A 24720-nucleotide genomic window follows, 5' to 3' on the forward strand; every position below is an offset into this window, starting at 1 on the left:
GGACAACACCACACAATAAACATGTGGATAACTGGCCGGATTCTTGACGCTCTTTTGGCCGGAAACCAACCGCTGAACTGGCTGGATTTCCCTGCTCATCTGGCCTAGTTCTAGTTGATCACAAACACCTGGATGCCGCGGCCAAGTGGCTGACCGAATTTCACGACTGGTATCAGCAATATCAGGACTTCCTCAAGCATCGCAGCACCCTGGCCAATACTCGGCCAGACCAGCGCCCCAAACGGCTCCGGGCCGGGCAGAAATCCTGGTACACCCATCAACGCACCCGATCCGCCTACTTCGCCCTGAAACGACTCGTGGCCCATGATCAACTGTTCATCTGGCTCACCGAACGCAACACCCCTGACGAACCCCTGCCCCGAGCCACCAGCCGGTTAGAAGGCGGCCATAACCAGCCGATCAAAGACCTGTTTCGAAACCACCGTGGCATGTCTGAATCACATGCCACGGTGGCCATCAGCTGGCTGCTCTACATGCGCACAGAAAACGCCCAGCACCCATGGAAACTCGTTACACCAGACCACTGGGCAACCACCCAGAAACCCCGGATCGTTTCCACCACCGATGATACTGGGACCCCAGCACTATTCGATACCCACTTCAGCTGGGAAGACGGCAACGGCATCCAACACGGCTGGGCCGGCAGAAGCCACTAACCCACCAACCACAACAGCCCGGAAACCACAACCACCAGACAGATTTCCGGGCCTTTTCAACACCCAAAATCAGGAATCCATACACACATTTTGGGCCTTAACCCCTCATCGAGCGAATAATGAGAAACAAAAAAACGACATGCATTGCGATAATGCATGTCGTCCATATTGTGACCCCAACGGGATTTGAACCCGTGCTACCGCCGTGAGAGGGCGGCGTACTAGGCCGCTATACGATGGGGCCATGCCACCAGAGGCGGCAGGTAATTTCTTTTGAAAGAAATCGCTGGGGTACCAGGACTCGAACCTAGAATGACGGTACCAGAAACCGTTGTGTTGCCAATTACACCATACCCCATTGGCTTTGCTGCGTCGTGCGCAACGAGAGATAACTTTACCCTAAATTTCCCTGTTGTCAAAACAAAGGGAAGGAATGTGCAGAACGTCACTAAGCGACGCTACTTTATACACCCGCTCGGGATTTGTCCGCGTATTATCGCGGTCAATCAGCAGTGAAATGAGCCCAGCATTCCGAGCTCCTAGGCCGTCGTTAATCACGTCGTCACCGATCATCAGCGTGTTTTGCGGATCGGCACACAGCTGTCGAGCCCCTTCAAGAAACATGGATGCGTGCGGTTTGGGTTTGCCCGTCACATCGGTTCCAATGACCACCTCGAAGGCCAGCCCGGCTTGCTCGAGCTTATGCGCCTGATAGTCCGTGACGTTATTGGTGGCAGCACCATAGGCAATCCCGAGATCGGTCAGGCGCTCTAATAGCGGTGGAACGTCGGCAAAGGGCTTCCAGTGCTGCGAGACGATGTCTTCGTAGCCGACTATCCAAAGTTCTTCGTCTGGTTCACCGTCGAGCTGCAGAATCTCCATCGCATCCACGACACGAGCCATGCGTTGCTCGCCGAAGCTCAACTTCCCATTGATATAGGAGTTGTAGTAGTCCTTTGGGTCATGGACAAAGGCTTCAGCGGCAACGGCCATGGCAGGATGCGACGACACCCGGTCACCGAACTGGGTGGTTAGCTGTTGCCGGAAGGCAACGTGCTGCGCCCCGGCCAGGTTGACCAGGGTGTCATCGACATCGAATAAAACGGCTTGAACTAGGATTGTGCGGCCTTAAATTGACTGATGCGTTCTAGCGCCTTTTCACGCCCCAGAATGACCAGTGATTCGAATAGTGGTGGGGACACACGACGGCCTGAGACAGCGGTGCGGACCGGGCCAAACGCATGGCGTGGTTTCAGCTCCAGCTCATCGATCAGTGCGGTACGCAGGGCGCCTTCGATGGATTCCAGATCCCAGATTTCCAGATCGGCCAACACGTTCTCGGCAGCAGTGAGTACCTCCGCCAGGTTTTGTGGCATACCCTTCATGGCGCCCTGTTCGACCTCGACGGTCTCGGTAAATAGGAAGGCCAGCATGTCGGCGGCTTCGCCCAGCAGGTGGACGCGTTCTTGGACCAGTGGCGCGCCCTGGGTGAGAACCTCGTATTCGCGATCGGTGAGCTTCTCGCCGACCAGGCTACGGTCTTGCAGGTATGGGATGAGACGATCCCGGAAGTCTTGGGCCTCCAGTTTGCGGATGTGGGTGCCGTTGATCGCAATGGCTTTTTTCTCATCAAAACGCGCCGGATTGGCCAGCACGTTGTGAATGTCGAAGTTTGCCACGAACTGATCCGGGGTGAAGATGTCTTCATCTGCCGATAGCGACCAGCCCAGCAGGGCCAGGTAGTTCAGCAGGCCTTCACGAATGAAGCCGTTTTCGCGGTGGTGGAAGAGGCTGGACTGTGGGTCGCGCTTGGACAGTTTCTTATTGCCCTCCCCCATCACATAGGGCAGGTGACCAAATTCAGGCTGGTACTTGGCGACACCAATCGCATACAGCGCACCGTACAGGGCGATTTGGCGTGGGGTCGAGGACAATAGGTCTTCACCGCGCAGCACGTGGGTAACGCCCATCAGTGCGTCGTCCACTGGGTTGACCAGGGTGTATAGCGGGGAGCCGTCGGCACGGACGACGACGAAGTCGGCAACCGAGCCAGCACTAAAGTTGATGGGGCCACGCACCGTGTCGTTGAAGGAGATGTCGTGGTCTGGCATGCGCAGGCGCCAGACGGGTTCGCGACCTTCGGCTTCAAAGCCTGCGATTTGTTCTTCGGTCAGGTGACGGTCATAGCCGTCATAGCCGAGTTTGACGTCGCGTCCGGCTGCTTTGTGGCGTGCTTCGGTTTCTTCGGCCGTGGTGAACGACGGGTAGATGAAGCCGCCGTCTTTGAGTTTCTGGATGACATCCTGGTAGATCTCACCGCGTTGTGACTGGCGGTATGGTTCGTGTGGTCCGCCGACTTCAACGCCCTCGTCCCAGTCAATGCCCATCCAGTCCATGGCATCGAGCAGTTGCTGGTAGGACTCTTCGGAGTCGCGTTTGGCGTCGGTGTCTTCGACACGGAAGATCATTTTGCCGCCGGTGTGGCGGGCCCAGCCCCAGTTGAACAGGGCGGTACGGATCAGTCCAACGTGTGGAGTACCGGTTGGTGAGGGTGCAAAGCGCACACGCACCTCGGCATCGGCTGGAACTGCTGGAATATCGTCAGGATTACGAAGCTCGCTCATGATTGCCAAGTGTAGCGCGCCTTGTTATCCACCTGTGTCCGCGTGACCGTGTTTCTAGCGGTTAGCCGACCGTGGGACGGCGCACAGTGGTCGACAGGGTGCCGATGCCCTCGATCTCACACTCCACAGTTTGTCCGTCATAGATCGTGCCAACCCCAGCCGGTGTCCCGGTCAGGATGACATCGCCGGGGAGCAGAGTGAAGGCCTCGGAGATATACGACACCAGGGTGCGCACATCAAAGACCATGTCCTGAGTGCTGCCGTTCTGGCGCAGCTCGCCATCAACCCACGAGCGGATTTGTACATCGTCGGGGTCCAATTCGGTTTCGATCCACGGGCCCAACGGGCATGATCCGTCGAAACCTTTGGCGCGCGCCCACTGATCCTCGGCACGTTGCACATCGCGGGCCGTGAGATCATTGCCCACCGTGTAGCCAAAGATCACTTCATCTACCCGGTCTATCGGCACGTCTTTGGCGATGCGGCCAATGACGACGGCCAGTTCCGCCTCGTAGGAGACTTCCTCGGTCCAATCGGGCAGCATGACTGGTTCATCAGGGCCCACCACCGAGGTATTGGGTTTGAAGAACAGCAGCGGTGAACTGGGAACCTCGTTGCCGAGTTCTTCGGCGTGGGCCTGCCAGTTGCGGCCTACACCCACCACTTTGGAGCGCGGCAGGATTGGGGTCACCAGGCGCACGTCGTCGAGTTTCAGGGTCTCGGTTGTGGGCACAATGCCCGCATACATCGGGTCATTGGCTAACACAGTGATGGTGTCATCTTGGACCACGCCGTAGTGGAAATCATCACGGTGAACAAATCGTGCAATGCGCAAGGTATCTCTCCCCTATCTCAACGTACGGTGACTTAGGCTAGGCGGTGCATCCAGCCGTAGATGTCTTCTTCGTGACCGGTCTGAATACCGACCAGTCGATTGCGCAGGGTGTTGGCAACCGGGAAGTCGGTCGATGGGGTGGTATGAACTTCTTCAAGGTCGGCTACCTGGCCGATCGGGGTGATCACCGCGGCGGTACCGCAGGCAAAGACCTCTTGGATGTCGCCCGAGGCCACACCATCTTTCCATTCGTTGAAGGTGATGCTGCGTTCTTGGACATCCAAGCCTTCGTCTTTGCCCAGTTGCAGGATCGAGTCGCGCGTAATGCCTTCCAGAATGGTTCCGGTCAGCTTCGGGGTGATGAGTTTATTGTCTTTGGTAACAAAGAAGACGTTCATGCCACCGAGTTCTTCCAGCGAATCCTCTGGGCTGCGATCCAGGAAAATGACCTGGTCGTGGCCACGGGATGCGCCCTGGAGCTGGGCTGCCAGGGATGCGGCGTAGTTGCCACCGAATTTCGCGGCACCGGTACCACCTTCACCGGCACGGGCAAAGTCGCGTGAGACCCAGATGCTGACTGGTTTCAGCTCACCACCAAAGTAGTTGCCTGCGGGTGAGGCAATCACGTGGAAGTTGAAGTTGCGTGCCGGGCGGACACCGAGGAATTCTTCGGTGGCGATCATAAACGGACGTAAATACAGCGATTGGCCTTCACCGTTGGGAACCCATGCGCCGTCGCGGGCCATGAGTTCTTCCAGTGCTTTGACGAAGGCTTCTTCTGGTAGCTGTGGCATGGCCATGCGGTGGGCCGAGCGGTTCATACGCGCAGCATTCTTATATGGGCGGAACGTCCAGACGGAGCCGTCGTCGTGGCGGTAGGCCTTGAGGCCCTCAAAGATTTCCTGGGCGTAATGCAGCACGGCAGCTGCAGGGCTCAGCGACAGTGGGCCGAATGGTTCAACGCGTGCATCGGACCAGTCGCCGACCATGTTGAGGTATTCGCCGGCCTCGAATGCTTTGTTCTGGCCTTCGACATCGGCGGTCCATTCAATGGTCACCATGTGATCGGTGAAGTACTGCCCAAATCCTGGGTCGGCTAGCACTTTGGCGCGGTCTGCCTCTGCAAGTGGCGTCGGATTGGCTTGGTACTGAAATTCCATGATTGACCTTTCTGCCGGCCCTGCCGGGCGAAAATTCTTTGAAAAAAGCTACCGGGGTGTGCGTCGTCAGACTGCAGCTGCGATCGCATCGCCCACTTCTTGGGTGGTGCGCGTGGTGTTGTCGCGTACGGCGAGGTCTTCCCATACTGCCTTATTGACCCGCAGGGCTGCATCTGCATAGCCTTCTTGTTCCAACAAAATGGCGGCAGACAGGATAGCTGCTGTTGGGTCGGCTTTCTGTTGGCCGGCGATGTCTGGTGCTGAGCCGTGGACTGGCTCATACATTGATGGTGCGGTGCCGTTGATGTTCAGGTTGCCGGAGGCGGCCAGCCCGATGCCACCGGTGACGGCAGCGGCCAGGTCGGTGACGATGTCACCGAACATGTTGTCGGTCAGGATGACGTCAAAACGACCCGGATCGGTGGTCAAAAAGATCATGGCGGCATCCACGTGGAGGTAATCGTGGGTGACCTCTGGGAACTCTTGGCCAACTTCATTGACGATGCGGTTCCATAGGTGACCGGCATGGACCAACACGTTGTGCTTGTGCAGTAGGGTGACGTGTTTGCGTTCCCGACCCTGGGCGTATTCAAATGCGGCACGCACGACGCGTTCGACACCGTAGGCGGTGTTGACGGAGGTTTCGTTGGCCACTTCGTGTTTGGTCCCGGTGCGCATGGAACCGCCGTTGCCCACGTAGAGGCCTTCGGTGCCTTCACGGAAGACGACGAAATCAATATTGCCAGGGTTGGCTAGCGGCGAGGTGGTACCCGGGTAGAGCACCGAGGGGCGGAAGTTCACCGCGTGGTCAAACGTAAAGCGGAGTTTGAGCAGGATCTCACGTTCCAGCAGACCAGATGGGATGCGGGTGTCATTTGGTGCTGCACCAACGGCGCCGAATAAGATCGCCTGGTGTCCGCGAATGGCGTCCAGGGTCTCATCGGTCAGTGTTTCGCCGGTTTCTAACCAGTGCTCAGCGCCCAGGCCGTATTCGGTGGTTTTGACGTTGTCTTCACCAATGGCGGCTTTGAGCACTTTGAGTGCTTCAGCGGTGACTTCTGGTCCGATGCCATCGCCTGGGATGAGGGCGAGATCTAGTATGTTCTTGCTCAAAAAACTCTACCTTCTTATTCGTCTTCTTCGTGGCGTGGGAACACCGGAGTGGGCTTGGAAATTGGCGTGCCGGGAGCAAGCTTCTCCTCCCAAGCAGCATAGGAGCGTGGTCCCTGGCCCGAGGTATTTGTGCGACCGGCATCTGCCGAAGCTTCGATACCCAGGGCATCGAGCAGTTTGGTTGCCGATTCGGGCATGACCGCCTGGATCAACAGCGCGATGCGACGGACAACTTCTAGGGTCACCCACAGCACGGTCTGCATCCGGGCTTCGTCGGTTTTGCGCAGCACCCAGGGCTCTTGTTCAGCAAAGTAGCTGTTGGTGTCGTCCAAGACTTTCCATGCCGCCCCCAGTGCGCGGTAGAAGTCTTGGAGTTCAAAGTGCGTGCGCCAGGTTTCTAATAGGCCCGCGGCGTCTGCCAGAATCTTTTCGTCGTCAGCGGTCAGCTCGCCTGGCTGTGGCACCTGGCCGTCAACGTTTTTATACACCATCGACAGGCTGCGCTGTGCCAAGTTGCCCAAGTTATTCGACAAATCAGCATTCTTGCGGCGCACTACCCCATCGTGGGAATACGAACCGTCAGCACCGAATGGGAATTCACGCAGCAAAAAGAAGCGCACGGTGTCCAGGCCGTAGCGTTCGACCCAGCCCGCCGGGTGCACCACGTTGCCCAGCGATTTGGACATCTTTTCGCCCTCATTATTGAGGAAGCCGTGGATCATCACGCGTTTTGGCAGCTCGATGCCAGCCGACATCAAAAATGCTGGCCAGAAGATGCAGTGGAACCGGGAAATGTCCTTGCCGATGACGTGCAGGTCAGCCGGCCAGTAGCGGGTCAGTTCACTGTCGGCATCTGGGAAGCCAGCCCCGGTGATGTAGTTGGTCAGCGCATCCACCCACACGTACATGACGTGCTGCTTATCGGTTTTCAGGGCCGGGTCGGTGGCTTCTGGGACCGGGATGCCCCAATCAAATGAGGTCCGCGAGATGGACAGATCTTCCAGTCCACCTTCGACAAAGCGGATGACTTCATTGGCACGGGTTTGTGGTGCAATGAACTCTGGGTTGGCCTGGTAGTGGGCCAGCAGTTTTTCGGCGTAGTTGGACAGGCGGAAGAAATAGGATTCTTCTTCGGTCCAGGTCACCTCGGTGCCGGTTTCGGTGGCGATGCGCACGCCGTCGTCATTGACGTGGGTCTCGTCGTCGGCGAAGAAGCGCTCGTCACGCACGGAGTACCAACCCGAATAGGTATCCAGGTAAATATCGCCGTTGGCTTCCATGCGACGCCAGATCTCTTGGGCCGAGGCCTTGTGATCGTCGTCGGTGGTGCGGATGAACCGGTCGTAGGAGACGTCTAGGACGTCGTTGTCCATTTTCTGAAACACATCAGCATTGCGTGTGGCCAGTTCCAAAGGGGCCAGCCCTTGCTGTTGCGCGGTCTGCTGCATTTTCTGACCGTGTTCGTCGGTTCCGGTCAAGAAGCGAACGTCGTACCCGTCAAGCCGTTTGAATCGTGCCATCACATCGGTGGCGATGTATTCGTAGGCGTGGCCAATGTGCGGCTCGCCGTTTGGGTAGGCAATGGCCGTTGTCAGGTAGTAGGTGGTGTTCACCGTCCGGTTTCCTCCAAATCAACCTCTGCGGTTTTGGCTGCGTGAATCGCTTCGCCGACTTGGTCCATCAGACCGGCAGGTAATGCCGAGTCCAGAGTCAATACGGCCAGAGCCTTGGCGCCGTCGTGGCGCAGTGCGACGTCCATGGTGGCGATGTTAATGTTGCGGTCACCCAGTTGCATACCCATGGTACCGATAACGCCTGGTCGGTCCTGGTATTCCAGAACCAGCATGTGGTCGGCGATGGCGACTTCGAATTCGTAGTCGTTGATGCCTACCAGTTTCTCGACCTGTTTTGGTCCGGTCAAGGTACCGGTCACGCTGAATTGTTGGCCGTCGGCGGCAACCGACTTCACGGTGATGGTGTTGCGGTAGTGCGGTGAGTTGGTGGTGGTCGAAAGCCGGGTCTCGATGCCGCGGCCCTCGGCCAGCACTGGCGCGTTCACATAGGAGACGTGACCGGAGACGACGTCGGTGAAGACACCTTTGAGTGCGGCAAGTTTTAGGGAGTCGACGTTCTTTTCGGCCAGTTCGCCGGCGACTTCGACCTCAATGGCCGAAACCGACACGCCCTTCATGACGGCCGACAGGATGCGACCGAGTTTTTCGGTCAGTGGGATACCTGGACGAACGTAGGGGTCGATGACACCGCCGGCAACGTTGACGGCATCTGGGACGAGTTCACCGGCCAGTGCCAGGCGGACCGATTTGGCGACGGCCACACCGGCCTTTTCCTGGGCTTCTTCAGTTGAAGCACCCAGGTGTGGGGTGACGGTGGCGGAGTCGTGTTTGAAGAATGGTAGATCTTTGGCGGGCTCGTTGACGAAGACGTCGATACCGGCGCCGGCAATGAGTTCTGCGTCGAGGGCACGGCCCAGGGCTTCTTCGTCGATGAGGCCACCGCGGGCGACGTTGATCACGTAGGCCGAATCTTTCATCATCTGGAATTGTTCATCCGAGATCATGCCCATGGTCTCTGGGGTACGTGGCATGTGGATGGTGATGAAGTCTGAGCTTTCCAGCAGCTCATCCAGGCTGACCAGGTGGGCGCCCATTTTTTGTGCGCGGGCGGCAGTGACGTAAGGGTCATATGCCAGGATGTTCATATCGAAGGCCTTCATGCGCTCGGCCACCAGTGAGCCAATGCGGCCCAGGCCGATGATGCCCAGGGTCTTTTCATACAGCTCGATGCCTTTATAGGCAGAGCGCTTCCACTGTCCTGCCTTCAACGATTCGTTGGCCGGGGCGATGTTCCGGGCGGCGGCAAGAATGTGGCCACAGGTCAGCTCGGCAGCGGAGATGATGTTGGAGGTTGGTGCGTTGACCACCATGACGCCGGCTTCGGTGGCGGATTGTGTATCGACGTTGTCGAGTCCGACTCCGGCACGTGCGATAACTTTGAGATTCTTTGCTGCACCGATAGCTTCGGCATCCATGAGCGTGGCCGAACGAACGAGGACGGCATCGGCGTCTGCGAGCGCTGGGAGCAACTGGTCACGGTCAGCACCATCGGTGTGGCGAATCTCGAAGTCGGTCCCAAGAGCATCCATGGTGGCCGGAGAGAGTTCTTCTGCGATTAGCACTACGGGTTTGGACACGTACGACACACTTTCAATAAATAGGAAAACACTGTCGTGAGCTTACACATGGCTCACCGCAACCATCTTACGGCGTTTTGTTGCACATGGTTGCACTCGGACACTCGGTGAAGCTTCATATCACCCGCCGTTGAATCAGATCCCCTCTAGCTGTGACTCACCCGACAGCCTCGACGACTTTTCGGGACGCTGAAGCTGACATGTGGTTCATTATCGATGTGGGGATCTACACTCAATTATTCGTTGGCAACGAAGTCGGTTGGCGCAAAAACCGCACCGGGGTTCAGAATGTTTTGTGGATCAAGCGCCCTCTTGATCCGGTGGTTCAGCTCGAGCGCGTCTTCACCAATCGAGTTCACCAACCAGGGTTGTTTGAGTCGGCCGACGCCGTGTTCACCGGTGATCGTCCCGCCAAGTTGTACAGCCAGGTCCATCACGTCACCATAGGCACGCTGCGCTCGTTGCTGCTGTTCCGCATCGGTGGGATCAACGACCAGTAACGGGTGCGTGTTGCCATCTCCGGCATGAGCGATCACCGCGATCGGCACATCCCGCAACTGTGAGATCTCGTCAATGCCGCGGACCAACTCCCCTAACTGGGGCAGGGGAACACCGACATCTTCTAACAACAAGGTACCGTTCTGTTCAACTGCGGGGATGGCCATACGCCGTGCGACGATAATTGCTTCAGCTTCCTCGGCGTCCGAAGTGTGAAAAACATCCGTGGCATCGTATCGGTGGCACAGCGCTTGGATCTGTTCGATCTCTTGAGCTGCAAGTTCTGCCGGCTCATCGGATTGGACAATCAGCATCGCAGCGGCCTCTCGCTCCAGTCCCATCCTGGTGAGGTCTTCCACGGCGTTGATGGTGTAGTTGTCCATAAATTCCAGCATGGATGGACGCATGGTTGACGTGACCGCGAGAATCGCGTCCGTCGCATCATCGAGACTCGAGAAGGTTGCCACCAGTGTTGTAGGCGGACGTTGGGCGGGCACTAACCGAAGCGTGGCCTCGGTAATCACACCCAAGGTGCCTTCACTGCCAATAAATAGTTGCGTCAGATTCAAGCCCGCAACATCTTTGACCTGCGTACCACCCAGCTGCACTTGCCTGCCGTCGGCGAGCACGACCTTCATACCCAATACATAATCAGCGGTCACTCCGTATTTCACGCAACACAATCCACCGGCATTCGTGGCAACATTGCCGCCAATCGAGCAAAACTCAAATGATGACGGATCGGGCGGGTACCACAACCCATGCTCAGCAGCGGCAGCCTTGACCTCAGCATTCAATGCGCCCGGCTGCACCACGGCCGTACGGGTTAGCGGGTCAATGATAATGTCGCGCATGTTTTCCAGCGACAGGATGATACCGCCGTCGACGGCAGAACTTCCACCAGATAATCCCGAGCCTGCGCCGCGAGCCACCACAGGAATCGCGTGTGACGCAGCGAACCGGATGGCGGCCTGCACGTCTTCCGAACTGGTCGCTCGCACGACGGCTATCGGGGTGCCGGCGTCGGGATCATTGGCCCGATCCCGACGATAGTTATCAATCGTGGCTGGATTGGTGACGACCTTGCCCTCGCCTACTGTGGCGATAAGTTCCTGAATCTCTGTTGTACTAACGAAAGATTGTTGCACCAACCTCGGCCCTTCCCACAAGAAAACTCAATAGTGACCCGGGTCACCTGCGTGGATCGTAGCACGCGCGCTGCCGCCAACGAAAGGCATGACCCCACCATCGACCCACGCACGCACCAAGCGCTACAGCCTGACCCGCAAGCCAGAGACGCAACCATGGCACCCCTTTGCGTGACGCGCATCACGCGAGTAGCGTGTAAGCTATCACTTACGTAAGAGGTTACTTACATGACAGTAGAAGGTCGATTGAATTCCGCATTTGCCGCGTTGGCCGACCCGACACGTCGGGATATTTTGCAGCGATTGCAGAACGGCCCTATGACTGTTGGTCAATTAGCGGAACATTATCCAATGAGTCGACCGGCCATTTCTCAACATCTTGGCGTGCTTGAGAAAGCCGGCCTCATCCAACGCCGTCGTCGCGCACAGTGGATCGAATGTGTTTTGGTAGACGACGCACTTGATGAGGTGACTTCTTGGGTCGAGCAGCAACGTGCTGAATGGGCGGACCGGTTTGATCACCTCGAGGACTACCTCACAAAGGAAAAAACCGATGACTAAAACCGATATGACTCAGGGGTTCACAATGACCCGCGCATTAAATGCAACGCCGCAAGAGGTCTGGCATGCGTGGACCAACCCCGATGCAATGGCCCAATGGTGGCACCCTCGCAACACATCGACACCCCGTGAAGAGATCGAAGTTGATCTGCGTGTTGGCGGGACCTACCGCTACACCATGGTCAGCGACACTACTGGCGAGCGCTTCGTTACTGGCGGAGTCTATCTCGAACTTGACCCACCGCGGCGTCTGGTCTTGACCTGGGGTGAACCAGGAAGCGACCCACAAGATACCCCCGTGATTACGGTAAGTCTTGAACCTATGGAACGCGGCACCATGATGACGTTTGAACTGCGTGGAGTACATGGTGAAGCTGGCGACGAGTTCTTCTATGACGGGTGGGATGAAGCGCTTGACGTACTAGAGGAGCATCTCGGCTAAACCCGACATCCACTGTTTGACGAACAGTAGGAAAACCGCAGGTGTTCAGCAGTCCGGCCGAGAAGCATCCAGGGGTGCTTCTCGGCCGGGCCACGCCATACAATTGCGGAAAATTTTGTCGGCCCAGTCTGATATTTCAGACAAGCAAGGCATGAGTCAGCATCTCGAGAACTGAGTAAAGACTGCGTTAACAATTGGGCAAACGATACTGGGACGTTGATTCGGGTTTCAACTGGGAGCAATATGTAGTCACTGCACAATTCGGTTCGAGCACGAGGAGACACGATGCAAGCCACCGACATGTCCAAAGGGTTCACGATCATTCGCTATATTCAGGCGACCCCAGAAGAGGTGTGGCATGCGTGGACCGAACCAGACGCTATAGCCCACTGGTGGCATCTGCCGCTGACCTCCACCCCGAGGGAAGAACTTGAATTCGATGTGCGCCCGGGCGGCTACTACATCTACACCAGTCTCCACCATGAGACCGAGCAACGCATGACGTCGGGTGGAGTCTACAAAGAAGTTCAGCCATACGATCACCTGGTCTTCACCTGGGGCGCACCAGGTCTCAATCCAGAAGATCTACCCATCATCACAGTCCGACTCGATCGCGTTTCTGATGGCACACACATGAGTCTTGAGTTTCGGGGTTTCTCTGGAGAACCAGGCGATGACTCCTACTACGACACATGGGATGTCGCGGTGGCTAACCTGAAGGCATACCTCACCCCAGCAGCCGCGTGATCTCGCGAGACACCTCAAGCCATCAGCAGGCCAACTGATAACCTGCTGTTAGCTCAACCGCACCGAAGGCACACAACACCATCTACTTGAATTGAAATACGTTCCCGAGATGCCCTCTTCTATCGACGGTTACGAATATTGCGATTAGACTCAAACTATGACCGAACTCAAGGAATCCACACTCTTTCCTAAAGAAAGCGCCCGGTATGAGGAGTTGTCCAAACTCTTAGAAGCCCGCGGCCCTGTCTCGTTATCTTCTGAAAGTGGGACACTTGAGTTGCCTGAGGAGCTACACGATGTCCTCGTTCAAGCAGTAGAAATACTAGACCGAGGCGAAGCAGTTGCCGTCTTGCAACGCAAAATTCTTCTCACGACCCAAGAGGCTGCAGATGTATTGGGGGTTTCCCGCCCCACGCTAATTAAATATTTAGAGCAAGGAAAAATCTCGTATGAACAACGTGGACGTCATCGACGAATCGCACTAAGAGATGTCTTAGACTTTCAGTCACGAACTCGTGTTCAAAGACGAGATATTTTGGACAGACTAGAAGTCGAATCCGAAGAATTCCGGCCCGATCGAGATGAAGGCTTTTATAGGACGCGATAATGGGGTTCAAAGTCTTCTTTGATGCAAATGTTCTGATTCCCATTAATCTATGCAACCTGCTCCTGAATTTGGCCGATGCGGAATTATTCGCACCCGTGTGGAGCGATGATGTACTAGAAGAAGTTGAACGTAATCTCGTGAGCAAAATCGGGTTGACTACTCAGGCCGCTCATAAACGAGTCGACGCTATGGCGCGTGCTTTTCCGGAAGCTAGCATCTCAGGTTATTCGCACCTTATAGCTTCTCTTACCTGTGACAAAAAAGACCGTCACGTTCTTGCTGCAGCCATTCAGAGTGGAGCTGCAGTGCTAGTTACTGCCAACCTTCAGGATTTTCCGCTGAGTTCAACTCAGCACTATGAAATTGAAGTCGTGCATCCGGATCAGTTTCTTCAAGACCAATTAGACCTATATCCGGTTGAGGCACTAGAGGTACTCAGAACGATCCCCGAAAGAAATAAGCGTCCTCCGACGACGCTGCTGGAGTTACTCGTAGCTCTAAGAAAACTGGTACCCGATTTTGCCCAATTTGCATCTAATGCAGCAAGAACTCCCGAAGCTATAGGACAAAGCGCACTCTTTCATGTCCCGGAAACTAGACCATCCGATGAGGACCTATTTTTTCCTAACGGACCGAACGACCTCAAAAACCCCAAGACCGTAGCCTATCGTTGGTACAACTCGGTCTTGGGACATGAACCACCCCAAGTATTTGACAATCTTTGCCTTCGCGCTGCTGATTTTCCGTCTAGGGAACAGGTTGCCAAACTCATCGATGAACATGGGTTGGCGGAAGGCATCGATTACGCAATTGAAGATGACCGCGTGGCCTACATGAAGCTAGTGAAAACAGACAGCAATTATCTCCAAGCGTTCAGGACTGGTTTCTACCAAGGCCTTGCCTTGACACTGGTGAAACTCGACAATCAAGAGTGGCGTGTATTCGCTTTCGGAGGCCAACGACCAGACGCTAGCCGAATTTTCCTGCAGACGGACAGCTGATAGCCTGCTGATGGCTCATTTTTGTTTATAAGGAGGATGCTGTGGAACTCAGCATGGATAAAGGCAATCAGTTTGTCCAGGACACCCAGTCACCCGAGGGTGCTGCCGCTTGGAAACAACAACTCGACGAATTCGCACCCGGTGCATCTGATTGGGTGGTCGGTGCCGTCTTTGGTGGGACCTACCAGCGCGAAGGACTCGAACTCCGAGACCGTCAGATGTTGAACATGGCGGCACTGGCAGCCATGGGAGGCACTGAGCCGCAGCTGACCGGCCACATCAAAACCGCCGTCGACGTCGCAGGCATGACCAAAGAAGAAGTTGCCGAATGCTTCGTCCACCTGATGCCCTACATCGGCGTACCCAAAACCTTGGCCGCAATGCGCTGTATGAAAGCAGCTTTCGAAGCCTAACTTCATCCGACACTGACCCAAGTGGGACTATAGCATCTATAGTCCCACTTTCTTACCTTAACTGGGACTAAGGGAGTATCCTGGGATCTATGACAGAAGACTCCTCCCGGTCGAAGCCCTCTGAAAGCACAAGGGCGGCGCTCAGATTCCTGCCACCTACCAGCAGGCTTGAGATTCCGCCTCACACCCTGGTGCTTCAAAGGTGGAGAGCTGAAAGCGGTCCACGCGAAGACAGGGAATTCACCAGTTTCCACGCATATATCCCGCCACAAATTGAAGCCTTAGAACCGTTGGTGTCTGGAGCACTAATTTCTGAGTGTGAGACGGCATTAGATGAGATTTCACGGTTAGATGCTGAGTACGGTAAGCACTTGGCACCACTATCGGGGATGATGCTCAGGACCGAAGCGATTGCAAGTTCAAAAATCGAAGATGAGCATGCAACTGTAGAAGACTATCTCAGAGCTTTTTACGGCAACCGTTCGAATCGGTCGGCACTCGCAATTGTACATGCGACAGAGGCGATTGATCATTTATTAGAAAATGGCATCAACAAGGCCAATATTCTAGAATCTCACCGAATGCTGATGGCAGATGCAGGTCTGGAGGCCATGTATGCCGGCAACTACCGCAAGGTGCAGAACTGGATTGCAGGTTCGGATCATTCACCACGTGGAGCATTGCATATTCCTCCACCTCCAGGCGAAGTTTCACGGCTCATGCACGATCTGATTACTTTTAGTAACCGAAATGACATACCAGTACTTGTCCAAGCATCGATCATGCATGGGCAATTTGAAAACATCCACCCTTTCACGGACGGAAACGGCAGAATCGGACGTGCCATGATCACTGCACTGTTGCGACAACGAGGCTATACGCGCTATACGACAATTCCGATTGCTGCTGCGTTTGCTTCTCGCAGGCACGACTACTTTCGTACCCTGTGGGCCTACCGCGATGGAGATGCGCATCCCATCGTCCGTCTTATCGCCGAATCAATCAGAGTTGCATCTCAGGAATCGCGAGTAACGGCTCAACGTTTGGTAGAAATGCCCGGTACCTGGGATTTCAAAGCAGGAAATCCTCGCGGCCATAGTGCGGCAGGAGAAATCATTGAAAGACTCTCGGCAGCTCCGTTCCTCAGCAGTGAGTATCTCGAAGAAACCATGAACTTCTCTGCTTCGGCTTCACACCGAGCGATAGCACAATTGACTGATGCGGAGATTATTCGGGAAATAACAGGCAAGAAACGGAATCGCGTCTGGGTCGCAGCAGATGTCATTGATGAACTCAAGAGTCTAGAACTGCGCATTGGCGAGCGTATGGCTAATTTTGCTATCTAAAAGCGTTCCGATGAAGCACCGTTTCCATGAGTCTGCGCACTTGCTCTATGCCAGGCAGTTGTGGGCCGGCCGATAGATCAGATAGCTGATCTCTCGAGGGTGCTGCCGTGTGGAAGCGATAGCCTGATGAATTTGCTCCGGGTATCTCTGACTGGGCGTGGTCGGTGCCGTCTTCGGTGGAACTTACCAGTGCGAAGGACTCCAACTCAGAGACCGCCGGATGCTCAACATGGCAACCCTTGCAGCCATGGGCGGTAGAGAACCACAAATGACCGGCCATATGCAGACCGACGTTGCAGGCATGACCAAAGAACAGGTGGCCGAATGCTAGGTGCATCTCATGCCACACATCGGTGTACCAAAAACCTTGGCCTTGGCCTCAATGCGTTGCGTCAAAGCCGCATTCGACGAATATGCCAGTCCGTGCAGCGGGTTGCCCCGCTGCACGGACTGGCGGACAATGGGGTTGTGGCCCGTATGGGCACATCTCCCCTGCGGTCCGCCCGGTGTCCAAAATCTACACCGGCTATAACGCTATGGGAGGCAATAATGCCAGCGAAAACTTCTATCCGGTCGGCTGCGGCTCTGCTGTTTGCGGCAGGATTAGTGCTGACCAGCTGTGGCGAAGCTACGGATGAGACACCAGAAGCCAGCGCAACACCGTCAGAGCCTGTAGTCACTGCAACCCAGACCCAAACGGTCACCGAACAGCCAGAAGATACTGCGTCCATTCCGGATGATTCCGATGACGACTCAGCCCCGGGTGAAGACCCTGGTGCAGGTTTCCCTACGTCCCCAACCGATTATGCTGATGCGCTCATCGTGGCCTGGGGCCAGGGAGATAAACCTGTCATGCAGGATCTGGCTGAACCGGAAGTAGTCCAAGGGTTGGAAGAACTTGGCATGCCGGGTGGGCCGCATTGGCAACAAACCGCCAGTGATGCTGGCGCCGGCTCAACGTTCGTCACCTATACCAACACCGATGATGGCGCCGTCATCGAATTGCGCGTGCGGAATGAGGACGCCTCCAATGGGCGGCCCAACGCCATCGCGGAAGTGAAAGTTCAAGGATAACTGCTGTCAAACGCGTGAGAGCTAAACCCGCATCTGATGCGATTCCAACATGACTCCAACACATGGACCGCGCCATATGCGGTTCATGTTCCAACTGGTCACACCATAAAGATGTAACAGCGGCCTACGTGCAGGAAATGTGTCGGTTCAGACCTCACAGTATTTTCACCATCCGCTGCATCAAAGATTTTTCTTACATTCTGACTTCAAGAAACGGAATGGACAGTGGGTATTTCCACGCTTGCAGGCTGCCCGCTTTGACCGCTGCGATGATACAGAACACCAGGTCCAAAATCATGACCACTGGCCACATGACCCACCCGATGAGTACCACCATGAGCACTGATGATGCCAGCAGGTAGATCAGGTAGCTAATCCCCCAGTTGAGTGCGGCCCGGCCCTGCTGGTTGAGCGTTTCGCTGCGATCGCGGTAGATCAACCAGATGATCAGCGGGACGAGGAAGCCCAGTAGGAGGTTGCCGATGTGCATCAGCACGCCCCAGAGTTTCTCGTCATCGGGCGAGAGTGGCCGGGGTGTGGCGTATCCGTAACCATACGGGGGTGCCTGAAGGTTGCCGGATGACTGATACGGATCAGGATAGGGCTGCATGTGCGGTGGCTCAGGCGGCGCATCGTTGGGCAGCTCGTAAATGAAATTGGCAAGCTCTGCGTGACAATTTGGGTGCTGCAGAATGATTTGACGAAGATCCGGGCGTACCAGCGCGATTTGCCGCAGCGTTTCGGCGTCGATATTCGGATGTTGTAGGTCCGCAGCGGTCACGGTCGACGGGTCCAGGTTATACATGTCCTTCTCCATTACATTTGCCCTGTCCTCGTGTGCGGTGGTTGCCGCGAGGCCAGGGATGCGTCTACTTTTATGGTATCGCTGCGAGAGCACTTCGGGAGTTAACGCACTGACGGGGGTACCGGAATGAATCCGATACCCCCGTCGTCGTTAGTTATAACGAGTCAGACTTAACGAGCGGCGGTGCCTTCGGTGTAGTCGTCGTCGGTGTCCTGCAACCAGGAGAACATCTTGCGCAGTTCGCGGCCGGTGGCCTCGATTGGGTGCTTTTCCTGCTCCGCGCGGATGGCCTTGAACTCAGTACCGCCAGCGGCCTGGTCATCCATGAAGCGCTTGGCAAAGGTGCCATCCTGAACGTCTTTCAGAACTGCCTGCATGTTTTCTTTGACGCGAGCATCGATGACGCGTGGACCGGAGATGTAGTCACCGTATTCAGCGGTGTCCGAAACGGACCAGCGCTGCTTGGCGATGCCACCTTCGACCATGAGGTCAACGATGAGTTTCAGTTCGTGCAGGACCTCGAAGTAGGCAACTTCTGGCTGGTAGCCGGCTTCGGTGAGGACTTCGAATCCGGCCTGGACCAGGTGGGATGCGCCACCGCACAGGACTGCCTGTTCACCGAACAGGTCGGTTTCGGTTTCTTCGGTGAAGGTGGTTTCAATAACACCTGCACGGGTACCGCCGACACCCTTGGCGTAGGCCAGGGCGAGGTCTTTGGCTTTACCGGATGCGTCTTTTTCAACAGCGATCAGTGCTGGCACACCGCGGCCGGCTTCGAATTCGCGACGCACAACGTGGCCTGGGCCCTTTGGTGCGACCATGGCAACATCGACACCTTCTGGGGCGGTGATGTAGCCGTAGCGAATGTTGAAACCGTGGGCGAAGAACAGGGCGTCGCCTTCTTCAAGGTGTGGTTCGATGGATTCTTTGAACACCTTTGCCTGGTGCTGGTCTGGGACCAGGATCATGATGAGGTCAGCTTCTTTGGCTGCCTCGGCGACGGTGAGTACCTTCAGGCCTTCTGCTTCAGCTTTGGCCTTGGATTTGGAGCCTTCGGCCAGGCCGATGCGTACGTCGACACCGGAGTCGCGCAGGGACAGCGAGTGGGCGTGGCCCTGGGAGCCGTAACCGATTACGGCTACTTTGCGGTCCTGCAAGAGTGACAGGTCGGCGTCTTCGTCATAGTATTTTTTGGCCATGAGAGTTTAATTCTCCTTGGGATGGGTGTGTTGTTGGGTTATTTGGTCAATGCACGGTCGGTCATGGATTTGCCGCCGCGGGCAACTGCGATGGTGCCGGAACGCACAAGTTCGCGAATGCCAAAGGGTTCGAGCACTTCCAGTAGGGCTTCCAGTTTCTGTGCGGAACCGGTGGCTTCTACTGTGACGGCGTCGGTGGATACATCGACGACGTTGGCGCGGAAGAGTTCTACAGCTTGGACTACCGATGCGCGGGTGGATGCATCGGAGCGAACCTTGACCAGGATGTGGTCGCGCTGGGAAGACTGTTCCGGAATGAGTTCAACGATTTTGATGACGTTGACAAGTTTGTTCAGTTGTTTGGTGACCTGTTCCAGGGCGTCGCCTTGGGCTTCGACCACCACGGTCATGCGTGACAGTCCTTCAACTTCCGAGGGCCCTACGGTCAGGGATTCGATGTTGAAGGCGCGGCGGGCAAAGAGCCCGGCGACCCGGGTGAGTACACCTGGGACGTCTTGGACCAGTACCGAAAGAGTGTGGCGTTGCATGTCTTAGTCCTCCTCGTCCCATTCCGGGGTCATGTCCCGGGCTACTTGAATTTGGTCATTCGATACTCCGGATGGCACCATCGGCCAGACCATGGAGTCGGCCGAAACCACGAAGTCGATCACGACTGGACGGTCGTTGATTTCCATGGCTTTGTGGATAGCCGGGGCGATCTCGTCTTCGGTTTCCACGCGGATACCTACGGCACCGTAGGCGTCGGCGAGTTTGACGAAGTCTGGCACGCGAATCGTATCGGCACCGGTATTCAGATCGGTGTTGGAGTACCGGGAGTCATAGAACAGGGTCTGCCATTGGCGGACCATGCCCAGTGAGGAGTTGTTGATCAACGCGACCTTGATGGGGATCTTATTGATCACACAGGTGGCCAATTCTTGGTTGGTCATCTGGAAACAACCGTCGCCGTCGATGGCCCAGACGGCACGGTCTGGTGCACCAACTTGAGCACCCATGGCTGCGGGAATAGCAAAGCCCATGGTGCCCAGCCCGGCGGAGTTCATCCACTGGTTTGGACGGTTATATTCAACGAATTGTGCGCCCCACATCTGGTGCTGGCCAACACCGGCCACGTAGATGGCTTCCGGTCCTGCAATTTCTGACAAGGCTTCCAGCACCTTTTGTGGTGCCAGCAGGCCGTCGTCGGTGGCGGTGTATCCCAGCGGGTAGGTTTCGCGGGTCTTATTGACAATGTCCCACCACTCGGTCAGATCCGGGGTGCCATGGTCGGCAAAGCTTGCGCGAAGCTGATCAGAGAGTTCCGGCAGGATCGTTTTGACGTCGCCCACGATGGGCACATCGGCGATGCGGTTCTTGGAGATTTCCGCCGGATCGATATCCGCGTGAATGACCTTGGCCAGCGGGGCAAAGGATGCCAGCTGCCCGGTGACACGGTCGTCAAAGCGCGCGCCCAAGGTAATGAGCAAGTCCGACATTTGCAGTGCAGAAACCGCAGCGACGGTACCGTGCATTCCCGGCATGCCGAGGTTTTGTGGGTCGTCGTCGGGGAAAATACCGCGGGCGTTCAGGGTGGTGACCACTGGAGCGCCGGTCAGTTTGGCTAATTCGGCCAGTTCTTCGGCGGCCTGGGCACGCATCGTGCCACCACCGACGTACAGGACCGGACGCTTGGCATCCTGGATGAGTTTGGCTGCTTCACGGACCTGGCGGGAGTGTCCGCGGGTCACCGGACGGTAGCCCGGCAGATCCATCACCGGTGGCCAGGAGAATTCCATGTCAGATTCCTGGGCATCCTTGGTGATGTCCACCAGGACTGGCCCCGGACGGCCGGTGTTGGCAATGTAGAACGCTTCGGCCAGGGCCTGTGGGATGTCTTCTGCACGACGCACCAAGAACGAGTGTTTGGTGATCGGCATGGTGATACCCACGATGTCGGCTTCCTGGAAGGCATCCGAACCAATGAGTTTGGAACCAACCTGGCCGGTAATAAACACCACGGCCTCGGAGTCCATATCGGCATCGGCAATCGCGGTCACCAGGTTAGTTGCCCCGGGACCAGAGGTTGCAATGGCCACACCGGTTTTGCCGGTGGCCAGGTAGTAGCCCTGGGCTGCGTGGCCGGCACCTTGCTCGTGACGCACCAGGATGTGGCGGATACGGGAGGTATCCATCAGTGGGTCATAGGTGGGCAGAATCGCGCCACCCGGCAATCCGAAGACATCGGTGACGTCTAGCTCTTCGAGTGAACGGACAATGGCCTGGGCCCCGGTCATCTTGGTGGGTTCTACTACCCGATTTGGGCCAGGAACAGCCTGTGCGTCAGAGTCATGTACGGTTTTTTCCCGCTGCGGCGGGTGAGCTGGCATCACCGAAGGGGTGATATTTGATCCGGAACTCATTTCAGTGCGCCTCGATCAGTCGTAAGTTGTGCAGTTATTGCTGTCGACGTCGTTCACGTCGTAGGGCGCTTCGCGGTTTTGCGATGCCCATAAAAAAACCCCGGCTTCGGCGGGTCTGCCTGCTCGGGGTTCAGCGCATGGAAGGCGTTTGGAGCCAAACTGAATTCGTCAGTCCATGCGCTGCTAAATAACGACTACTAGGGTCTTCGACATGCCCTAATAATGGTCGTTACGCCCGAAATTGTCAAATCGGGCACACCCCGAGCAGGAGCGCCGTTTAGTTGTCGAGTTCTACGTTACAGTGTGCGCCCACGGCTGCGGACTGCACCAATTGTGAGAACTTGCCCAGCACACCACCGGTGAACTTCGGTGGGATTGGCTGCCAGTTCGCTTTACGCTGCGCCAGCTCGTCCTCTGACACCTGCAGATCAATGCTGCGGTTGGCAATATCCACGCGGATCATGTCACCGTCTTCGACCAGTGCAATCGGGCCACCAACGGCGGCTTCCGGTGCAATGTGACCGATGCACAGTCCGGTGGTACCGCCCGAGAAGCGTCCGTCAGTGATTAACAAAACATCAGAACCCAGGCCGGCACCTTTAATAGCACCGGTAATGGCCAGCATTTCACGCATGCCCGGTCCACCCTTTGGTCCTTCATAGCGGATGACGACGACGTCGCCGGCTTTGAGCTCATTGGCTTCCAGCGCGTCCATGGCCTGCTGTTCACGCTCAAACACGCGTGCGGTACCTTCGAAGACTTCGGCGTCGAAGCCAGCCGATTTCACAACGGCACCTTCTGGAGCCATCGAGCCGTGCAGAATCGTCAGACCACCGGTGGCGTGAATTGGTTCCTCCAGGCTGCGCAACACCGAACCGTCGAGTTTCTTTGGCTTCAGCTCTGCCAGGTTCTCAGCAACGGTCTTACCAGTGACAGTCAGTGCGTCACCGTGGATCAAACCTTCATCCAGCAGCGCCTGCATAACCACGGGAACCCCACCGATGCGGTCCAGGTCGGTCATCACGTATTGGCCGAATGGCTTCATGTCCGCGATGTGTGGGATCTTGTCGCCAATGCGGTTGAAATCATGCAGGCTCAAGTCCACGCCAGCTTCATAAGCGATGGCCAGCAGGTGCAGCACGGTGTTCGAGGAACCACCAAATGCCATCATGACGGCGATCGCGTTTTCGAAGGCTTCCTTGGTCAGGATGTCGCGAGCGGTAATGCCCTTGGCCAGCATGTTGACTACGGCTTCGCCTGCCTTGCGTGCATCGTAGTCACGACGGCGATCAGCCGATGGAGGGGCAGCAGCACCTGGGATCGACATACCCAGGGCTTCGGCAACTGAGGCCATCGAGTTCGCGGTGTACATTCCGCCACAGGCACCTTCGCCTGGGCAGATGGCACGTTCGATGGCGTCGAGATCTTCTAACGACATCGTGCCGCGAGCGCAGGCGCCCACTGCTTCAAACGCGTCGATCAGGGTGACCTGACGTTCCACGCCGTCAGACAGTGTGGCATAGCCTGGCATGATCGAACCGGCATAGACAAAGACCGAGGCCAGATCAAGACGGGCAGCAGCCATGAGCATGCCCGGTAGTGATTTGTCACAGCCGGCCAGCAGGACGGAGCCATCGAGGCGTTCAGCCATCATGACGGTTTCTACCGAGTCGGCGATCACCTCGCGAGAGACTAGCGAGAAGTGCATGCCATCGTGGCCCATGGAAATACCGTCGGAGACCGAGATGGTTCCGAACTGCAGCGGGTATCCCCCAGCTGCGTGAACACCGGTCTTTGCGGCTTCGGCCAGGCGGTCGAGCGACAGGTTACACGGCGTGATTTCGTTCCAGGACGAGGCGATACCAATCTGCGGTTTATCCCAGTCATCGTCGCCCATGCCCACTGCCCGGAGCATTCCGCGGGCTGGTGCACGTTCATATCCATCAGTTACATCGCGCGAGCGCGGCTTCATGTCAATTTCGGGGTTCTTAGACGTCATGGAACAAATCCTACTGATCTCGTGTCCTACAAAACTTCACGTGACCGATCGTGTCTGGCACAACATGATTATGCGAGGTTTGCCTAGAGAATTTTGGCATCCGGTATGCTGGTCACTATGAGGCTGACTTTGAATTTTGCGTAACGGAAATTCTTTGATAAAGTTTTTCTTCGTTGCTCAAAAGCAACATGCCCCTCTAGCTCAATGGTAGAGCACCTGACTCTTAATCAGTAGGTTGCCGGTTCGAGTCCGGCGGGGGGCACTCATTATCGCATTCGTTTCCCACAGTGGGACGAAGGCGATTTTTTCTTTTCATCACCCCAAAGTTATGACTCGGCGGGTCAGTAGACGCTTCCTCTTACTTGATGCACAGCACTGCATTCGAACCATCGATACTTGGCGTCACCACGAGCGCTGACTTCCAAGCATGTCTAGTCAATATTAATGTCCCTGTTCAACACGCTCATGCAGATATTGACGTTTTTCTGCATCTGCTTAGCAGTTCGAATTTCTAAAGTTCCATTCCTTACGTCACGCAATACCTTCCAAACGCAAGCGGAATTCAAGAGCATGCGCCGCTTGTATCACGGTCGAAAGTGTTGGACTGTCATCAGACGAGAGTGCTTCATATAGCCCCTCACCACTCATACCGGCTCGTTGTGCAATCGCACTAAAGTTCTGTGATCGCGCAACGACACCTAGCGCGTGTGCGATCATGCGAGGATCATCGTCGGCCTCATCAATGAAAGCTTCTAGAAATGAGACGACGTCGTCAAACATATTTACATAGTCTGCCGAGTCATAACGGTCAAACGTTTCACCGTTGTGATGCATGGGGTC

The 24720-nt window shown here is 56.2% G+C and carries 24 protein-coding genes and 3 tRNA genes; 10 read left to right on the top strand and 17 right to left on the bottom strand.

All coding sequences use genetic code 11. From position 1 onward, the window contains the following. Positions 1-110: 110 nt before the first annotated feature. A complete protein-coding gene (locus A6F49_RS17635) occupies positions 111-326 on the bottom strand; it encodes a hypothetical protein (RefSeq protein WP_150119370.1) in 216 nt (71 codons plus the stop codon). Between A6F49_RS17635 and A6F49_RS03070 the strand changes: the two genes are divergently transcribed. Beyond that, positions 318-677: a hypothetical protein gene (locus A6F49_RS03070; RefSeq protein WP_052504689.1), complete on the top strand. Its 360-nt coding sequence runs from the start codon at positions 318-320 to the stop codon at positions 675-677. The genes A6F49_RS17635 and A6F49_RS03070 overlap by 9 nt on opposite strands. Positions 678-848: 171 nt before the next feature. On the opposite strand, the gene A6F49_RS03075 is transcribed toward A6F49_RS03070, so the two are convergent. The 10 genes from A6F49_RS03075 to A6F49_RS03120 all read right to left on the bottom strand — a co-directional run bounded on the left by A6F49_RS03075 (position 849) and on the right by A6F49_RS03120 (position 11266). Beyond that, positions 849-921, bottom strand: a tRNA-Glu gene (locus tag A6F49_RS03075). Positions 922-963: 42 nt separating this feature from the next. After that, positions 964-1035 (bottom strand) — tRNA-Gln (locus tag A6F49_RS03080). A 41-nt stretch (positions 1036-1076) separates the two neighbouring features. Next, positions 1077-1796: an HAD family hydrolase gene (locus A6F49_RS03085; RefSeq protein ID WP_082911559.1), complete on the bottom strand. Its 720-nt coding sequence runs from the start codon at positions 1794-1796 to the stop codon at positions 1077-1079. After that, on the bottom strand, positions 1790-3301 hold the full coding sequence (gltX, locus tag A6F49_RS03090) for a glutamate--tRNA ligase (RefSeq protein WP_043056951.1): 1512 nt from the start codon (positions 3299-3301) through the stop codon (positions 1790-1792). Before gltX ends, A6F49_RS03085 begins: the two co-directional genes overlap by 7 nt. Before the next feature lie 61 nt (positions 3302-3362). After that, complete coding sequence (locus A6F49_RS03095) at positions 3363-4136, bottom strand: fumarylacetoacetate hydrolase family protein (protein ID WP_043056952.1); 774 nt, start codon at positions 4134-4136, stop codon at positions 3363-3365. 32 nt (positions 4137-4168) lie between these two features. Further along, positions 4169-5296: a branched-chain amino acid aminotransferase gene (locus tag A6F49_RS03100; RefSeq protein WP_043056953.1), complete on the bottom strand. Its 1128-nt coding sequence runs from the start codon at positions 5294-5296 to the stop codon at positions 4169-4171. A gap of 66 nt (positions 5297-5362) precedes the next feature. Next, positions 5363-6409, bottom strand: coding sequence for a 3-isopropylmalate dehydrogenase (locus A6F49_RS03105; RefSeq protein ID WP_043056954.1), 1047 nt, complete (start codon positions 6407-6409; stop codon positions 5363-5365). 14 nt (positions 6410-6423) lie between these two features. Further along, positions 6424-8022 (bottom strand): methionine--tRNA ligase, encoded by a 1599-nt coding sequence (metG, locus tag A6F49_RS03110; RefSeq protein ID WP_043056955.1) that lies wholly within the window; start codon positions 8020-8022, stop codon positions 6424-6426. Continuing rightward, complete coding sequence (gene serA / locus A6F49_RS03115) at positions 8019-9620, bottom strand: phosphoglycerate dehydrogenase (RefSeq protein ID WP_268751163.1); 1602 nt, start codon at positions 9618-9620, stop codon at positions 8019-8021. The genes metG and serA overlap by 4 nt, the downstream gene beginning before the upstream one ends. A gap of 236 nt (positions 9621-9856) precedes the next feature. Beyond that, positions 9857-11266 (bottom strand): FAD-binding oxidoreductase, encoded by a 1410-nt coding sequence (locus A6F49_RS03120; RefSeq protein ID WP_235604844.1) that lies wholly within the window; start codon positions 11264-11266, stop codon positions 9857-9859. A gap of 228 nt (positions 11267-11494) precedes the next feature. On the opposite strand from A6F49_RS03120, the gene A6F49_RS03125 reads away from it, so the two are divergent. From A6F49_RS03125 to A6F49_RS03165, 8 genes are all read left to right on the top strand, one after another. Then, a complete protein-coding gene (locus A6F49_RS03125) occupies positions 11495-11827 on the top strand; it encodes an ArsR/SmtB family transcription factor (RefSeq protein WP_043056956.1) in 333 nt (110 codons plus the stop codon). Next, complete coding sequence (locus tag A6F49_RS03130) at positions 11820-12269, top strand: SRPBCC family protein (RefSeq protein WP_043056957.1); 450 nt, start codon at positions 11820-11822, stop codon at positions 12267-12269. Before A6F49_RS03125 ends, A6F49_RS03130 begins: the two co-directional genes overlap by 8 nt. 285 nt (positions 12270-12554) lie before the next feature. Continuing rightward, positions 12555-13016, top strand: coding sequence for an SRPBCC family protein (locus A6F49_RS03135; RefSeq protein WP_043056958.1), 462 nt, complete (start codon positions 12555-12557; stop codon positions 13014-13016). A gap of 157 nt (positions 13017-13173) precedes the next feature. Then, a complete protein-coding gene (locus tag A6F49_RS03140) occupies positions 13174-13623 on the top strand; it encodes a helix-turn-helix domain-containing protein (protein ID WP_043056959.1) in 450 nt (149 codons plus the stop codon). After that, the gene (locus A6F49_RS03145; protein WP_067605532.1) at positions 13623-14624 is read left to right on the top strand and encodes a PIN domain-containing protein; all 1002 of its coding nucleotides are present in this window, start codon (positions 13623-13625) and stop codon (positions 14622-14624) included. The genes A6F49_RS03140 and A6F49_RS03145 overlap by 1 nt, the downstream gene beginning before the upstream one ends. A 41-nt stretch (positions 14625-14665) precedes the next feature. Beyond that, positions 14666-15037: a carboxymuconolactone decarboxylase family protein gene (locus A6F49_RS03150; RefSeq protein ID WP_043056960.1), complete on the top strand. Its 372-nt coding sequence runs from the start codon at positions 14666-14668 to the stop codon at positions 15035-15037. A gap of 89 nt (positions 15038-15126) precedes the next feature. Further along, complete coding sequence (locus A6F49_RS03155) at positions 15127-16383, top strand: Fic family protein (protein ID WP_082911560.1); 1257 nt, start codon at positions 15127-15129, stop codon at positions 16381-16383. A 549-nt stretch (positions 16384-16932) separates the two neighbouring features. Further along, a complete protein-coding gene (locus A6F49_RS03165; protein ID WP_043056961.1) occupies positions 16933-17457 on the top strand; it encodes a hypothetical protein in 525 nt (174 codons plus the stop codon). 193 nt (positions 17458-17650) lie between these two features. Here the strand turns inward: A6F49_RS03165 and A6F49_RS17230 are convergent, their stop codons facing one another. From A6F49_RS17230 to ilvD, 5 genes are all read right to left on the bottom strand, one after another. Further along, positions 17651-18262: a DUF4870 domain-containing protein gene (locus A6F49_RS17230; protein WP_052504692.1), complete on the bottom strand. Its 612-nt coding sequence runs from the start codon at positions 18260-18262 to the stop codon at positions 17651-17653. A gap of 170 nt (positions 18263-18432) precedes the next feature. Further along, positions 18433-19461, bottom strand: coding sequence for a ketol-acid reductoisomerase (ilvC, locus tag A6F49_RS03175; RefSeq protein WP_043056962.1), 1029 nt, complete (start codon positions 19459-19461; stop codon positions 18433-18435). 38 nt (positions 19462-19499) lie between these two features. Next, positions 19500-20009, bottom strand: coding sequence for an acetolactate synthase small subunit (ilvN, locus tag A6F49_RS03180; protein ID WP_043056963.1), 510 nt, complete (start codon positions 20007-20009; stop codon positions 19500-19502). Positions 20010-20012: 3 nt separating this feature from the next. Next, positions 20013-21881 carry an acetolactate synthase large subunit gene (locus A6F49_RS03185; RefSeq protein ID WP_043056964.1) on the bottom strand — a complete coding sequence of 623 codons (1869 nt, stop codon included), beginning with the start codon at positions 21879-21881 and terminating at the stop codon, positions 20013-20015. 277 nt (positions 21882-22158) lie between these two features. Then, positions 22159-23880 (bottom strand): dihydroxy-acid dehydratase, encoded by a 1722-nt coding sequence (ilvD, locus tag A6F49_RS03190; RefSeq protein WP_043056965.1) that lies wholly within the window; start codon positions 23878-23880, stop codon positions 22159-22161. A gap of 190 nt (positions 23881-24070) precedes the next feature. Here ilvD and A6F49_RS03195 point away from each other — a divergent pair. Further along, positions 24071-24142 (top strand) — tRNA-Lys (locus tag A6F49_RS03195). A gap of 269 nt (positions 24143-24411) precedes the next feature. Here the strand turns inward: A6F49_RS03195 and A6F49_RS03200 are convergent. Continuing rightward, a complete protein-coding gene (locus A6F49_RS03200; RefSeq protein WP_043056966.1) occupies positions 24412-24714 on the bottom strand; it encodes an addiction module antidote protein in 303 nt (100 codons plus the stop codon). Positions 24715-24720: the final 6 nt, after the last annotated feature.

Source organism: Enteractinococcus helveticum (genome assembly GCF_001657475.1).
In the GTDB taxonomy this organism is placed as follows: Bacteria; Actinomycetota; Actinomycetes; order Actinomycetales; family Micrococcaceae; genus Yaniella; species Yaniella helvetica.

Coding starts and splice junctions, on each gene's coding strand:
- A6F49_RS03100 (WP_043056953.1), bottom strand. CDS start 5,296: ATGGAATTTCAGTACCAAGCCAATCCGACGCCACTTGCAGAGGCAGAC.
- A6F49_RS17230 (WP_052504692.1), bottom strand. CDS start 18,262: ATGTATAACCTGGACCCGTCGACCGTGACCGCTGCGGACCTACAACAT.
- A6F49_RS03185 (WP_043056964.1), bottom strand. CDS start 21,881: ATGAGTTCCGGATCAAATATCACCCCTTCGGTGATGCCAGCTCACCCG.
- A6F49_RS03140 (WP_043056959.1), top strand. CDS start 13,174: ATGACCGAACTCAAGGAATCCACACTCTTTCCTAAAGAAAGCGCCCGG.
- A6F49_RS03200 (WP_043056966.1), bottom strand. CDS start 24,714: ATGCATCACAACGGTGAAACGTTTGACCGTTATGACTCGGCAGACTAT.
- A6F49_RS03155 (WP_082911560.1), top strand. CDS start 15,127: ATGACAGAAGACTCCTCCCGGTCGAAGCCCTCTGAAAGCACAAGGGCG.
- A6F49_RS03135 (WP_043056958.1), top strand. CDS start 12,555: ATGCAAGCCACCGACATGTCCAAAGGGTTCACGATCATTCGCTATATT.
- A6F49_RS03125 (WP_043056956.1), top strand. CDS start 11,495: ATGACAGTAGAAGGTCGATTGAATTCCGCATTTGCCGCGTTGGCCGAC.
- ilvC (WP_043056962.1), bottom strand. CDS start 19,461: ATGGCCAAAAAATACTATGACGAAGACGCCGACCTGTCACTCTTGCAG.
- gltX (WP_043056951.1), bottom strand. CDS start 3,301: ATGAGCGAGCTTCGTAATCCTGACGATATTCCAGCAGTTCCAGCCGAT.
- A6F49_RS03130 (WP_043056957.1), top strand. CDS start 11,820: ATGACTAAAACCGATATGACTCAGGGGTTCACAATGACCCGCGCATTA.
- ilvD (WP_043056965.1), bottom strand. CDS start 23,880: ATGACGTCTAAGAACCCCGAAATTGACATGAAGCCGCGCTCGCGCGAT.
- A6F49_RS03145 (WP_067605532.1), top strand. CDS start 13,623: ATGGGGTTCAAAGTCTTCTTTGATGCAAATGTTCTGATTCCCATTAAT.
- A6F49_RS03165 (WP_043056961.1), top strand. CDS start 16,933: ATGCCAGCGAAAACTTCTATCCGGTCGGCTGCGGCTCTGCTGTTTGCG.
- A6F49_RS17635 (WP_150119370.1), bottom strand. CDS start 326: ATGGGCCACGAGTCGTTTCAGGGCGAAGTAGGCGGATCGGGTGCGTTG.
- ilvN (WP_043056963.1), bottom strand. CDS start 20,009: ATGCAACGCCACACTCTTTCGGTACTGGTCCAAGACGTCCCAGGTGTA.